This window comes from Nostoc sp. 'Peltigera membranacea cyanobiont' 232, assembly GCF_002245985.1.
GTDB lineage: Bacteria > Cyanobacteriota > Cyanobacteriia > Cyanobacteriales > Nostocaceae > Nostoc.
The window spans coordinates 21,375-36,713 of record NZ_NOLK01000073.1; the positions used below are offsets into that span (position 1 = coordinate 21,375).

At 38.2% G+C, this 15,339-nt stretch carries 6 protein-coding genes; all 6 read right to left on the reverse strand.

Annotated features, from left to right (window positions below; translation table 11 throughout):
- Nucleotides 1–11: 11 nt before the first annotated feature.
- Nucleotides 12–1,346, reverse strand: a complete 1,335-nt coding sequence (locus CDG79_RS22615; protein ID WP_094344138.1) for a cytochrome P450 — start codon at nt 1,344–1,346, stop codon at nt 12–14.
- A gap of 38 nt (nt 1,347–1,384) precedes the next feature.
- A complete protein-coding gene (locus tag CDG79_RS22620; RefSeq protein ID WP_094344139.1) occupies nt 1,385–2,764 on the reverse strand; it encodes a cytochrome P450 in 1,380 nt (459 codons plus the stop codon).
- A 24-nt stretch (nt 2,765–2,788) separates the two neighbouring features.
- Entirely contained in the window at nt 2,789–6,871 is a 4,083-nt protein-coding gene (locus tag CDG79_RS22625) for a non-ribosomal peptide synthetase (RefSeq protein ID WP_094344140.1), read from the reverse strand.
- A 189-nt stretch (nt 6,872–7,060) separates the two neighbouring features.
- On the reverse strand, nt 7,061–7,822 hold the full coding sequence (locus CDG79_RS22630) for a class I SAM-dependent DNA methyltransferase (protein WP_094344141.1): 762 nt from the start codon (nt 7,820–7,822) through the stop codon (nt 7,061–7,063).
- Between the two features lie 54 nt (nt 7,823–7,876).
- Entirely contained in the window at nt 7,877–12,493 is a 4,617-nt protein-coding gene (locus CDG79_RS22635; protein ID WP_094344142.1) for a type I polyketide synthase, read from the reverse strand.
- Between the two features lie 40 nt (nt 12,494–12,533).
- On the reverse strand, nt 12,534–15,339 hold a 2,806-nt coding region (locus tag CDG79_RS22640; RefSeq protein ID WP_143855552.1), incomplete at its 5' end, for an SDR family NAD(P)-dependent oxidoreductase.

Sequence of the window (15,339 nt, forward strand, 5' to 3'; positions counted from 1 at the left end):
TTATTTACTTATTAGCGTGACCCAAGCATTACCATCTTCAAGCCACTAGCAGGAGGATAGTTAACGCCCCTAGCCTTAGGTTTCTCTACTCTTTTATGTGCTAACGCTAATTGATAGCGTGAGAGAATTGTTGCTAATACAAGTTTCATTTCAAAAAGTGCTAATAACTCACCTGGACAGCGACGAGCGCCACCACCAAATGGTAGAAACTCATAGGGAGAATATTCTTTTTCTAGAAAGCGCTCTGGTCTGAATTGCTTTGGTTGTGGATATAAATCCTCTCGTTGATGAGTTAAGTATATACATCCTCTTACCACGGTACCTGAGTCTAATTTGTAGTCCATTACTTCAATTGGTGATTCTACAAGTCGTGGAAATGTCACAACCTGAGTTGGATAAATCCGTAGGGATTCATTACAAACAGCACTCAGGTAGGGTAATTTGATAATCTTCCCAGGCTCTGGGGATTCACCAAGACTGTCAAGTTCTTCTAATAAGCGATCGCGAATACCAGGTACACTATGAATCCAGTACAAAGACCAACTTATAGCAGTGGCTGATGCGTCTTGACCACCAAATAGCAATGATGGAAACAAATCTCGGATATATTCATAGGTCATTGGTTGACCCATTTCATCGCAAGCCAAGACCAGTTCCGATAATACATCGGTACGCAAAGGATTTACTTGTTGGTGGCGCTCTTCAATTTCGGTGTGGAGTAGTCTGTCAAATTGCTGTTGTAAGTGAAGCCAGTATCCCCAAGGACTCCAGCGACCCAAATCCCTCTTTAGAAAAGGGTAGGACAGAGATATATCTAGCCAGCCAGACCGAGCGTAACTGATTAAATTAGAAAACAGTTGTCGAAATTGTTCGTAACGCTCTCCTTGATGTAACCCAAATAATGATGGCAAAACTACTTCTAAGGTAATCTTTTGCATAGTGGGGTAAGCAAGAAAAGATTTACCTAAAGTCAGTTGATTCATTACTTTTTCTGTTACTCTACAAATATGCTGTCCATATTCTTGTGTCTGAGTTTCGCGCATAGGTGACATCAACAACTTACGGCGATTTCTATGACGCAACCCATCTAGTGCAAGCAACCCATTCTTGCCGACAATTGATTCTCCACCTTGATTCAACTTACCAGAAGCTGTAATCTCTTTTGCATTAGTAAAAATCTGCTTCATCCCTTCTGGGTTGCTGATTATTACTAGAGGTATTGAATCAGACATAATAGTGAAAATGTCGCCATAGCGATCGCCCATAGCATCCATAAAGGCAAGGGGATCGGTCTCAAATTGATTGAGTAATCGGGGAGAAGTTTTGGGCCCATCAGGTAGTTTCATTGGTATTTTTCTGAGAAATGTTAAATAATTGATAGTTTTTAAACTAAACCAACTACGGATGGTTGTGATTGTCTTTTATTTTGACGCAGACCACGTATGACCATCTTTACACCGTTAGCTGGATAACAAATCAGACCTCCATATTTGGGACGTTCTGGGCGCTGACTAACTAGCTCTAATTCATAATTTGAAAGAATGGTTGCTAATACAAGTTTCATTTCAAATAAAGCAAAAGTCCCACCAATACAAACACGAGAACCACCACCAAATGGGAGAAATTCGTAGGGAGAAAATTGTTTTTCTAAAAAGCGCTCTGGCTGAAATTCTTTTGGACTGGGATATAAATCTTCTCGCTGATGTGTGGAATAAATATTAGCAATAAGTATTGTACCGGGATTCAACTCGTAGCCCATCATCTCAACGGTCGATTCTACCAACCTGGGAAATGCAAACAACTGAGTTGGGTAAATTCGTAAAGCTTCGTTGCAAACAGCATTGAGGTAGGGTAATGTGACAATGTTCATGGGGTCTGGGTTTTCACCAAGACTATCAATTTCTTCCAGCAGGCGCGCTCGTATAGCAGGTAAACGGTGAATCCAGTATAAAGACCAAGCGATCGCAGTTCCGGAAGCGTCTTGAGCTGCAAATATCGGCGATAATAGAAGGTCGCGCACCTCTTGATTACTTAATGGTTCACCTGTTTCATCAGCAGCAAATATCAGATCGGTAAGCATATCAGTGCGTGAATAATCTGCTTGCTGGCGACGTTCTTGAACTTCAGTATATAGCAATTGAAAAATTTCCCGTCGGAGGTGAAGCATATATCCTTCCGGACTCCACCCACCTAAATCCCGGTTTCCTAAAGGTAGTTTGGTAATAAATTTAAAAAATTCAGACCGACCGGATTTGAGCACAGAAATAAATAAATCCTTGAGTTTGTCATAGCATTTACCTTCAGGTAATCCCAGCACAACCTCTATACCTATCGATAGCGTAATTTCTTCTATGATTGAGTGAGCGATAAAAGGTTTACCAATCGCTTGTCGAGCAATAATTTTTTGCGTAAGTTCGCAGATACGTCGTCCACATGCTTGCATTCGCGCCCCATGAAAAGCCTGCATGAGGAGCTTACGTCGATTTTTGTGAATTAAGCCATCAAGTTGAAGGATTCCTTGAGTTCCTGTGAACAGGGCGAAATCTTGGTTCAATGTACCAGATGCGGTAATTTCTCTAGTATTGGTGAAAATTTGCTTGATACCTAAAGGATTACTAACATAAATCATCGGCGTAGAACCAAGCATTCTAGTCACCATATCCCCATAACGTTGGGAATTAGCATCCATATAGGCAAAGGGGTTAGCCTCGAATTGCAGAGCTAGTAACCAAGCAGGAGTTTTTGGCCCTGGCGGTAGTTTCATCAGTCTTTTTTACTCCCATTATTTTTATACAGCATTATCAATACAAACTCTCAGATATCTGGCTAATTCTTGAATATAAGGTTCCACGAAAATTGAGAAATGGTCGCCCGGAATTTCAATCATTTGTATAGGTTGGTTTGAAAATTTATCCCAACCTAGAAGTGGATCGTTAGTATTCCATTCGGGACTTTCAAAATCATGAATTATTTCCTCATTTGCTCGAAATAAAGTCATTTTTCCAGGATAAATCTGCGGGATATAACCTCGCATAGCTTGAACATGAGATTTAAACAGTTTGTAATGGTGAAGAAAATCGTTAATTTCCGTATCGCTAAAAATGAAATTTGCTTTTTGATTAATAAAATTGAGTTGCTGATTTAATGGCAAATCTCGAAGTTCTTCAAAAGGTACTAAAAAGTCTATATTATTATCGGTTTTTATTGATTCAGCGATCCGGAGTAAAAATTTGGCATCGTCATCGTGTGTAAATTCAATGGGTGTTTCTGATAGTATGGCATCGATGACAACTAATAAACTTACTATTTGACCCTTCTTTTGTAATTGTTGTGCCATTTCAAAAGCAAGTACACCACCGTAACAATGACCACCTAAAAGATAAGGGCCATTTGGTTGCACTTTATGAATTTCTTGGAGGTAACGAGTTGCAGTTTCTTCTACTGAAATAATTTCTGCTTTGTCTTGTTCTAAGGTATCTTCCAAAGCGTAAAATTGATAATCTTCACCAAGTCTTCTGGATAAGTTAAAGTAGTGACTAATACCTCCACCAGCGCCATGTATACAGAAAAAAGGTATTTTAGAACCGGAAGAGTTAATTGCTACTAGAGGAGAATTAGAACTCTGACGGGATGGCTGACTGACAATAGTTGCTAGTTTTTCAATTGTTGGGTTTTCAAAAAGAGTAGATAGGGGAAGATTATGCTCAAATCTGTCATGAATTTGAGCCATTAAGCGTACAGCTAAAAACGAGTGACCACCCAAGTCGAAGAAGTTATCTGTCACCCCAATAGGGTTAGTATTTAGGAGATTTTCCCAAAGTTTTACTAATGATAATTCTGTAAAATTCCGAGGAGCAACAAATGATTGGCTAGTAGTTGGTCGGATAACTTCATCAATTGGCAGAGAACGCTTGTCTACTTTGCCATTAGGTGTAAGTGGGAGCTTATCCAGCACAACGAAAGCAGACGGTAGCATGTAATTAGGCAACTGATGCTGCAAATAGGGCAACAGTTGTGTAGCTATATCCTGTTTATTTGTGACGACATAGGCAATCAAACGCTGATTTTCTTGAGCATCATTGCCGGCAATTATAATAGATTCTTGCACATCTGGATGTTGTGCGATCGCAGCCGCAATTTCACCCAATTCTACTCGAAAACCTCTAATTTTTACTTGTTCATCCTGACGACCCAAATACTCCAGAGTACCATCGTTAAGATGACGCACAAAATCGCCTGTTTTATAAAGCTTGGCTCCTGGAACAAAGGGGTTATCAATAAATCGTTCTTGAGTTAATTCTGGACGATGTAAATAACCCTTCGCTAACCCATCACCACCAATATAAAGTTCTGCAATCACTCCTCTAGGTGTTAATTGTAAATCACGATTAAACACATAAGTTTGAGTATTGTCAATAGCACGACCGATGGGGACACTGCTTGCTTGGTCTTGTAATAAACTAGTATCGTAGTAAGTAGCGTTGGCAGAAACTTCCGATGAGCCGTAAAGGTTAATTAGTTTTGCAAACGGCATCAATTCTCGGAAAGTTTTAACTAACTTAACAGACAATGCTTCTCCGCTAGTTATCCAGAGTTTTAACTGCGATAATTTTTTGGTCAGATGACTGTAATTATCCAGAAGTAAGCGCAGTAGTGAGGGCACAAGTACAATACGGCTTACTTGATGATGAGCCAGAGTTTCTATAAATAGTTGCGGGTCTAGTATAGTTGCATTACTGATAATTACTGTAGGAATTCCTTGAAGTAAAGGAGCAAAAATTTCCCATACAGAATCTACAAAACTAATAGCTGTTTTTTGACAACAAACTTCTCCTTGGGTAAAAGGATAGGTTTTCCATAGCCAATGTAAGCCGTTGACTGTACCACGATGAGTGCCAAGAACGCCTTTAGGTGTTCCAGTTGAGCCAGAAGTATAGATAATATAGGCGAGATTATCAGATACAGAGATATTAATGGGGTTATCTGGATTTTCTTGAGCGATTTCGTCTTTATGGATATCCAAGCAAACGGTTTTAGCTGAAGATAATGACAGTTTTTCTAATATTTCTTGGTGGGTAATTAACACTGATGCTTGAGAATCAGAAAGCATAAAATTGAGACGCTCAACTGGATAATTTGGATCGAGGGGAATGTATGCACCACCAGCTTTGAGAATAGCTAGAATTCCCACTACCATGTCTATTGAGCGTTCTAGACATAGAGCAACCAGCGTTTCTTTTGTTACACCCTGTTTTTGTAGATAATGTGCAAGCTGATTCACTCTGTGGTTAAGTTGACGATAAGTCAGTTTCTCAGACTGGCTAATTAAAGCTAAAGAGTCAGGTGTTAATTCTACTTGTTGCTCAAATAATTGATTCAAAGATACATCTTGAGGATAATCAGTATAAGTTTGATTAAATTTCAATAATAGTTGTTCTTGCTCAGAAGCAGTTAGTAATGACAACTCGCTGATGTGCTGCTCTGGATTAACAACAATATTTCCTAACAATGTCTGGAAGTTGTTGATAAATTGAGTAATTGTTGTTGAATCGAAAATGTCTGTATTGTACTCCAAATATCCTGTTAACCCTTCTTGGGATTCAGATATCGACAAGAAAATATCTAGTTGAGCTGTACCACTATCAAATTCCAAGTTATGCAAGGTTAATCCAGACACTTGCTGTACAGAGGTTGGAGTATTTTGCAAGACAAACATGATTTCATAAAGTGGATTTCGGCTTAAGTCGCGTTCGAGTTGTAATTTTTCTACAAGCATCTCAAAAGGCAAATCTTGATGTGCATAAGCATCGAGAGTCACCTCACGCACTCGACGTAGAAATTCGCGGAAACTGGGATTACCACTGAGGTTATTACGTAACACCAAAGTATTAACAAATAAACCCAGCATTCCTTCTAATTCGGCTCGGTTGCGATTGGCAATGGGAGAACCAATTAAGATATCTTCTTGGTCTGTGTAACGATATAATAATATGTTAAATGCTGCCAGCAAACTCATAAATAAAGTCGCGTCTTCTTGCTGGCTTAATTGTCTGAGTACATCAGTCAGGGCTTTTGAGAGTGTAAAGTACTGCTTGGCACCACTGAAAGTAGTAACCTTTGGTCGCGGACGGTCTGTAGGTAATTGTAGTACAGGTAACTCACCCTTGAGTTGTTGCTGCCAATAATTTAATTGGGTTGCGAGGAATTCACCTTGGATGCGATCGCGTTGCCAAATTGCAAAATCTGTGTACTGAATAGGGAGTTCGGGTAAAGGAGAGGGCAGATTTGTCGAAAAAGCAGCATACAGCGTTGACAACTCCCGCAGGAACACATTACAAGACCATCCATCCGTAATAATGTGGTGCATAGTCACAAGCAAAACGTGTTCTTCTCCACTCAAGCACAGTAAAGTTGCTCTGACTAGAAGCCCTTTAGCTAAATTAAAAGGTTTTTTTGCTGACTCTGCTGCAAATTGTTTCACCTCCGATTCCCAGTTATTATCAGACAAATGTTCAAGATTAATAATAGATAAATCCCAAGTTAATTTGGGTGCAATTTCCTGTATTGGTTCTCCATTTATAATCTGAAAATTTGTCCGCCAAACTTCGTGACGATTAAGAATTTCATTTAGACTTTTCTGAAGTACTGTAATATTCAGCTGTCCTTTGATATGAAATGCGATGGGAATATTGTAGAAAGAACTTCCGTGATAAAGCTGGTCAATAAACCACAGTCTTTGTTGGGAGAAAGATAAGGGAATATTTTTAAATACTTGACACTTGGGGATAATATCAGCTTGAAGATTCCCTCTCTTCCATTTTTCTAAAAGGGCTTTTTTTGCAGGTGATAAATTAAAGTCTTGTTTTTCCATAACTGATAAATTATTAATAGTTACTAGTTCTTAGTTTTTTAGCTAAATTTGGACTTATCGCCTAATAAAAGTTTTTATTCTCAAACTCTTGATTCTGATAGCTATACTGTTATCAAAAGCTTATTAAGTGACAAGTCCTATCAGCAAAAAAAATTAATTTTGACTGAGCCACTAATATCAGCAATTATACTATCCCATCAGGGATGGTTTTCGACAAACAAAGCAATCCTCACCTGTTGGGGTAGGGTCTCCAAAATCTTTGCTATTGTACTGATTAATTTCTATAAAGCCCACATTTTCTAAAGCTGACTCAATTTCTGAAGATCCATAATTTTTTTCCAGTAGAGTACTGTCTGAACGTTTCCAAATTCCATTTATCAATTCAAACGTGGTGGATTTGAGTTTTCGTATCCTTTCTTCTGGGTTGTATTTGCCTTCTTCAAGATAAACATATTCATCATTGACATCACATATATTGTAATCTTGTAGAAAACTCTCACGTAATACACTTTCCCCAGTTACTATGGCAAACACAAAAAGACCATTATTATGCATCGCCGCATACACGTTTCGGAACACAGTTGTCAATTCCTCAAGGTTTAGGATGAAGCCGAGAGTGTTTCTTGAAAAAACTGCATCATAGGTAGGTCGCGACTCAAAATTACGTATATCACTAAGAATAAATTTACTTTCAGGTGCATTTATTTGGGCGTGGTGTAATAGTTTTTCAGAACAATCAAGTCCAGTCGTTTGATAACCTCTTATATGAAACTGTTGGACTAACTGTCCGTTAGCGCAACCAATGTCGAGAATATGTGTTCCTTTAGAGAGGTGTCTTAGCATTAATTGCTCTAAAATTAGTGCTATAGTTTCCGCCTCAGAAGCAACACCTATAGCGTTATATACCGAAGCAATAGGATCGTGATTTCCATCATTATTGGCTAAAGACATAGACTGTTTTTCCTATTTCTAAATAAAGATTTAAAACCAAGCATTTTGGGAAACTTATAACAAAAGAACTGCTACTTCTTCTTCGGATAATTCTTCGATTTTTTCCAACAGAAGTTGTTCAACTATTTCTGCTTGTTTGGCTGGTATCATTGCTTCAAATAAAATGTCACGTAGTGGTAAGTCTACAGGAAATTTGGTTCGCAATCTAGAAACTAATTGAGTTGCAATCAGTGAGTCGCCTCCTAACTCATAGAAGTTGTCGTAAATACCAATTTCTGCAATTCCAAGTACCTCTTGCCATATTTCCGTAATTTGCTTTTCCAACTCATTTTTTGGAGCAACATAGGAATTACTAAGGCTAGGTCTAGAGTAGTGTGAGGATAAGTCTAATTGATTAGTTGATGTTGAATTTGCCAGATAGTCGAGGCTAAATGTATGATTTTTTCTGGCATTAATATCTAATTTAGAAAGAATAATCTGAGTTCCTTCTCTTAAATAAAATACTCGTTTAAATAGTTCTACAATTTCTGTTTGGGTAATAGCTACTTTTGACCAAGATACTTCCTCAAGTGTTGTTTCTTCTTGGTTAGTATTCAGTTGTAATTTATCCCAATTTATAATATACCACGAAAAAGCATTATTCCGGTTGTGTCGGTTAGTAAAGGTGTCGATGGATTGATTAGCTGCTGAATATAAGCCTAGTCCAAATCCTCCTAAAATGGAAGATAAAGAAGAAAAAATAATACAAAAATCTAATTTTATATTTTGTAAGACTTGTTCTAATACTGTAATCTTACAAAGTTGGGAGTCTAAGATTTTTTGTAATTCTATTTTACCAATTTCTGGAATGGAAGCAAGTATATTCGCACGTTTGATTCCAGTTGAATAAATTACCCCATTAATTTGTCTGATATTTTCAGATGCAAGGCTTTGAGACATTTGCTCATAATTAGTTGTATCTGCACGCATTACCAAAATGTTTGCACCTAATTTCTCTAATGCTAGCAATTGTTGAATTTTGAAACTCACTTCATCTTGTTGAGTGTGAGATTCCAGCCATTCCAAGAAATTATCTTTTTCTGGGAAGGTAGAATCCTCGATAAATATGAGTTTTGCTTGAAAAGTTTTTGCTAAATATTCTGCAAGCACAACTTCAATACTTTCTAAACCACCAGTGAATAGGTAAACACCTTGTTTTCTCAATGGTGTTTTTTCGTTAACTACTGACTCTAAGCGAACTGGCTCAAACGTTTGTACCCAACGGTAGCGATCGCGATAAGCAACTACCATGTCTGAGGATACAGAGGTCAACTCATCCAAAAGTTGGTCAATAATATTACTCTCACAATCTTCTTGTCCTTTTTCTGCGTCTCTGCGATTAGTTAAAGCAATATCAATACATCGACAAGTAATATTAGGATACTCTTGAGGGATGACTTTACATAAACCTAATATGGCTGCTTTCTCTGTGTCCAGTTTTTCGTTCCCATTCACCTCTTGGATGTTGTTCGATACCACCAAAATTTGCAAGCGATCGCTAATTTTCAATTTACTAAGGCTCTGCATGAAAAATAGTAAACTGTTAAATTCTAAATAATTTCCTCGTTGACAATTTTCAATATGGCTTACGCTCCAGAAATAAGCAATATATTCTGGGTTTTGACCGGATGATATTAATTCTTTTAGTAAGGTATTATAGTCTTCACTTATATATGGATTAATTGAATAAATACCCTCACTTGATTTACTAAAATACTCTCCTTGTTGAACAATAATAATATTTGTAGTTTGATTGATTAACGCATCAATTACTTTTTTAGCCAGTCCCAAATCATCCACAAAAAATAGCCATTTTTCTTGTGTAGATTTTATTGGATAAAAAGATGACTTATGCAGCAAAGAGCGCTTCCATGAAGAAATATAAAACCAGTCAGCAATATCTTGTTTCTGATCTAATGTAATTGATTTTGTATTTATTGAACTGGGTGGGGATTTCGCATCAACCCAGTACCTTTGTCGTTCAAAAGGGTAAGTAGGCAAAGGCAAACGGTGACGCTGCTCGTGGGTATAAAATCCCGACCAATCTATTTCGACACCAGAAAGCCACAAGCGACCTAATGTCTGCAACAACCAAGCAACATCCGATTGCTGTTCTTTAATATGGCGTAACGAAGTCAATACCTGTTGCTTGGCATTTCCATCCAAATGCTGTATCGTTAATGTAGCTAAAGTTCGCCCCGGTCCCACCTCCAGAAAAACACCTTCAAATTGCTGGATGAGTTGGGATATCCCATCTGAAAATCTGACAGTTTCTCGTAAATGTTGACACCAATAATTCGGATTTGTCGCTTGCTCTTGACTAATCCAACTACCAGTTACATTAGAAATAAAGCGGATGCGTGGTGGATTCAGTTTGACTGTTTTTATCGCCTCAAGAAATGCTGGCAATATTGGCTCCATCATCGCCGAATGAAACCCATGAGATGTATGCAACAGCCGACATTCAACTTCTTCAGAGGATAATTGCTTTTCGAGGGCTGCAACTGCCTCCTTTGTTCCCGAAACTACACAAGAAGATGGGCTGTTAATCGCTGCGATTTGTAGAGATGTTTGATACAATCTTTGTGCAGACAGTAGCAACTGCACATCTTTTTCTGGCAGCCTAATTGCCAGCATACTCCCAGAGGGCAACTGTTGCATCAACTGTCCTCTTTTTGCCACAATTTTTAAGGCATCCTCTAGAGAAAATACATCTGCAATGGTTGCGGCGACATATTCCCCAATACTATGACCAATCATTGCTTCTGGTCGTACACCCCAAGACATTAATAACTGAGCCAGGGCGTACTCTGTAACGAATAACGCACTTTGGGTGAAGGCTGTTTGTTGTAGTTGCAAACAGGCTGCTTCAGTATCTTCTTCTCTGGGATAAAGTAGGGAACGGATATCAATACCCAGATGGGGTTGCAAAATCACAGCGCAAGTATCTATATGTTTTTTAAACGTCGGTTCGACTTCATATAGTTCCCGACCCATGTTTGCATATTGTGACCCTTGTCCTGAAAACATCAAGATGACTGGCTGTTCTCTATGCTCTTGACATACAGTAACAATCCGTTCCTGCGCCTGTGTCGCCAAGACGTTTACAGCATCTTGAACACTCTCACACACCAAAATTCGGCGATGGTTAAAAGCTCTACGACCCACTTTTAGAGTGTGAGCAACATTACCTAAATTTATATCTGGATATTGTTTTAAATACGTAACCAAATTTTCAGTCGCAGTATCTAAGGCTGTGCTAGTTTTGGCTGACAATAATATCAATTGCCAAGGTCTAGAGTCATCGAAATATTTAATGTCAGGGGCTTCTTCCAGAATCAGATGGGCATTAGTTCCACCAAAACCTAAGGAACTAACTCCTGCTCTACGGGGAGTATTGTTAGCTTTCCACTCGGTAAGTTTAGTATTAACGTAGAAGGGGCTGTTGGCAAAATCAATCTCAGGATTGGGAGCTTCAAAATTTATACTAGGAGGTATTTGTTTATATTTTAATGCTAAGACAGTTTTGATCAGACTTGCAACACCAGATGCTGTGTCTAGATGTCCAATATTTGGTTTTACTGAACCTACAGCGCAGAAGCCATTTCTTCGCGTAAAAGCACGAAAAGCCTTAGTGAGCGCAGCAATTTCTACTGGGTCTCCAGCAGCTGTTCCAGTTCCATGAGTTTCGATATAGGAAATATCATCAGCATCTATTCCAGCATTTGCCAGAGCCTCTACAATAACTTCAGCCTGGCCATTTACACTAGGTGCTGTATAGCTAACTTTTAAAGAGCCATCATTGTTGATTGCTGAACCTTTAATAACTGCATGAATGTAATCTCTATCTGCTATTGCATCTTTTAATCTTTTTAAAACGACTATTCCCAGTCCACTGCCGAAAATAGTACCCTGTGCTTTAGCATCAAAGGCTCGACAATGACCATCAGGAGATAAAATTCCATCCTCTTCATAGAAGTAACCTGACTTTTGTGGAACTTTAATCGTAACTCCACCTGATAAAGCAATATCACACTCTTCATCAAGTAAACTTTTACAGGCTAAATGTACAGCAACTAATGAAGTAGAACAATAAGTTTGGATACCTACACTTGGGCCTTTTAAATTTAATTTATACGATATATTGGTGGTCAAAAAATCTTTGTTCAGAGTATAGTTATTAGAAATATTTATTAAATTAACATTTTTATATATATTGTGAAAAAAGTAACTATTTGTACTTACACCAGCGTAAACTCCAATCAAACCCTTATAAGTTTCTGGATCGTATCCAGCATTTTCAAGAGCTTCCCAGGCACATTCTATGAACAGGCGATGTTGGGGGTCCATTACTTCAGCTTCTCTAGGGCTGCAACCAAAGAACCTAGCATCAAAATACTCAATATCTTCTAATACAGGTGCTGCTTTAACATAATTGGATTCGTTTAAAACTTCCTCTTCAAGATTTAAATCTAGTAAGTCATGATTGGAGAAAAAGGAAATAGACTCAACACCATTTTGAAGATTATGCCAAAAATCATCAATATTTTTTGCACCAGGTAAACGACCAGACATTCCCACTATTGCTATATCTATATTTGCTGTTTGTTCTTGTTTTATATTGGTACTCATAATTTCCCGATCTAGATAAATTAACTGAAGCTAACATATTTTAGTTATTTTGGATTTTCATCTGTCTTCTTTTCTGTCCTCGGCTTAGTCTTTGTTCAAAAGGATTTTCGTGAGATTCTTCAGGAGTAAAAATCTTTGCCATAGAACTGATATTCGGACATTCATAAAGTTTGGCAACAGAAATATTTACATTAAATACCTTATTTAAGGTTGCAATAAGTTGAATACCTATCAGCGAATCACCACCAAGTTCAAAAAAATTATCATGGATTCCTATCCTTTCAATACCAAGGATTTGTTGCCAAATTTCAAATAACTTTTGCTCAATTTTATTTCGAGGAGCAACATAATCATTACTTAATTCGGGTCGAGGATATTTTGAGTTAGATAGATTGACAGTTTCTAAAAATTCTAGGGATTGTATTTGTTTGGAAGAATTATAATGTTTGAGTTTATCCAAAAAGTCAGAGGTAGATATTACAACTTGAGATATTGTATTTCCCAAAGTACGTAGAAAAACCTCTACTCCTTCATTAGGCAATATGCCTTGTTTAAGCTCTTCTATTCGTGATTCTTGGAGGTGCTGAGGAACTCCTGTGTTGACAGCCATTCCAACTTCTTGCCAAGCATCCCAGTTGATACTTGTAGTAAATGTACCATGTTTGAAGGCATTACGGTGAGCAAAAGCATCAAGAAAAGCATTTGCTCCACAATAGTCTACTTGTCCAAAATCCCCTAAAATTGAGGTGCTTGATGATACTAGAATAAAGAAATCTAACTGAATATCTTTGACAAGTGAATCAATAACTACTGTACCCTTGACTTTCGGAGCCAGAATACTTTCTGCTTCTACTTGACTTTTTCGCTGAATGACACCGCCTCCAGGAAGTCCAGCAGCATGGATGACACCGTTTAAATGACCAAATTGCTGTTGAGTTTGAGTAATGACACTTTGCATTTTTTCGATATTGCTCACATCAGCACTCACCGCTAAAACTTCTGCACCTAAGTCTTCGATTTCTTGAACTTTGCGAATTTTGCAGCTAGTCATATCAGTTTCATCATGAGTAGCAAGCCATTGAGACCATTCGTCTTTTTTGGGTAAACCAGAACGTCCTAGCAATACTAGTTTTGCTTGTACAGTTCGAGCCAAGTATTTTGCCAAAACAAGTCCAATACCTCCGAGTCCACCTGTAATTAAATAGACTCCTTTTTCTCTTAGTCGAGGCTTTTCAATTTTAGCTTTATCGAAACGTACAGGTTCAAAAGTTTGCACCCAACGGTTCAAACCTCGATAAGCAATGAGTTTTTCAGAATCAGGAACTTTTAGTTCCGCCAGTAATTGTTCTACAAGTTTTTCTTCTTGCCAATTTTGTTGTTCTGGAAGTATAACATCAATACTACGACAGTTTATATTTGAATATTCTTGGGATATAACTTTAATTGGCCCAAGTAAAGTAGCTTTCTCTGGACAAAGTACTTCATTGCCCGTTACTGACTGTAAGTCGTTAGAAATAACTGTAATTTGAAAATCATCACTAGTTTCTAGTTTTCCCAAAGCTTGAGCAAGAAATAGCAGGCTGTAAAACCCTATTGTTTGAGCTTTTTCAACTTTTTTAATTTCTAATTCTTCGTCACTACTAGGTGAAACATTCCATAAATGAACAATCGTTTTTGGCAACTTATTTTGCTTATAAAGCTTCTGGAGTAAAATATCGTATTCATAATTATTTTTCGGATTAATAGTATATTGGGATTCACTTAGTATGGTAAAACTCTCACCAACTTTTACAGTAATTACATCCTGGTTTTGTGTTTCTAATTGTTTGACTAATTTACTACCCAAGCCACACTCATCGATAAACACCAAAGTGCAGGACTTCGCAGATGCTAATTCTTGATGTTCAAGTTGTAATGGTGGTAAAGAAGGCTTCCAAAAAGGGATATAAAACCAGTCGGCTATATCAGGTTTTTTACCCAGTGATACTGGAGTGTGACGCTCATCTTGTCCTTGCTTGTTAGGTTCAACCCAGTACCTTTGTCGTTCAAAAGGGTAAGTAGGCAAAGGCAAACGGTGACGCTGCTCGTGGGTATAAAATCCCGACCAATCTATTTCGACACCAGAAAGCCACAAGCGACCTAATGTCTGCAACAACCAAGCAACATCCGATTGCTGTTCTTTAATATGGCGTAACGAAGTCAATACCTGTTGCTTGGCATTTCCATCCAAATGCTGTATCGTTAATGTAGCTAAAGTTCGCCCCGGTCCCACCTCCAGAAAAACACCTTCAAATTGCTGGATGAGTTGGGATATCCCATCTGAAAATCTGACAGTTTCTCGTAAATGTTGACACCAATAATTCGGATTTGTCGCTTGCTCTTGACTAATCCAACTACCAGTTACATTAGAAATAAAGCGGATGCGTGGTGGATTCAGTTTGACTGTTTTTATCGCCTCAAGAAATGCTGGCAATATTGGCTCCATCATCGCCGAATGAAACCCATGAGATGTATGCAACAGCCGACATTCAACTTCTTCAGAGGATAATTGCTTTTCGAGGGCTGCAACTGCCTCCTTTGTTCCCGAAACTACACAAGAAGATGGGCTGTTAATCGCTGCGATTTGTAGAGATGTTTGATACAATCTTTGTGCAGACAGTAGCAACTGCACATCTTTTTCTGGCAGCCTAATTGCCAGCATACTCCCAGAGGGCAACTGTTGCATCAACTGTCCTCTTTTTGCCACAATTTTTAAGGCATCCTCTAGAGAAAATACATCTGCAATGGTTGCGGCGACATATTCCCCAATACTATGACCAATCATTGCTTCTGGTCGTACACCCCAA

Excerpts from the sequence above, each read along its gene's own strand:
- CDG79_RS22615 (WP_094344138.1), bottom strand. The coding sequence starts at position 1,346 with ATGAAACTACCTGATGGGCCCAAAACTTCTCCCCGATTACTCAATCAA.
- CDG79_RS22620 (WP_094344139.1), bottom strand. The coding sequence starts at position 2,764 with ATGAAACTACCGCCAGGGCCAAAAACTCCTGCTTGGTTACTAGCTCTG.
- CDG79_RS22625 (WP_094344140.1), bottom strand. The coding sequence starts at position 6,871 with ATGGAAAAACAAGACTTTAATTTATCACCTGCAAAAAAAGCCCTTTTA.
- CDG79_RS22630 (WP_094344141.1), bottom strand. The coding sequence starts at position 7,822 with ATGTCTTTAGCCAATAATGATGGAAATCACGATCCTATTGCTTCGGTA.
- CDG79_RS22635 (WP_094344142.1), bottom strand. The coding sequence starts at position 12,493 with ATGAGTACCAATATAAAACAAGAACAAACAGCAAATATAGATATAGCA.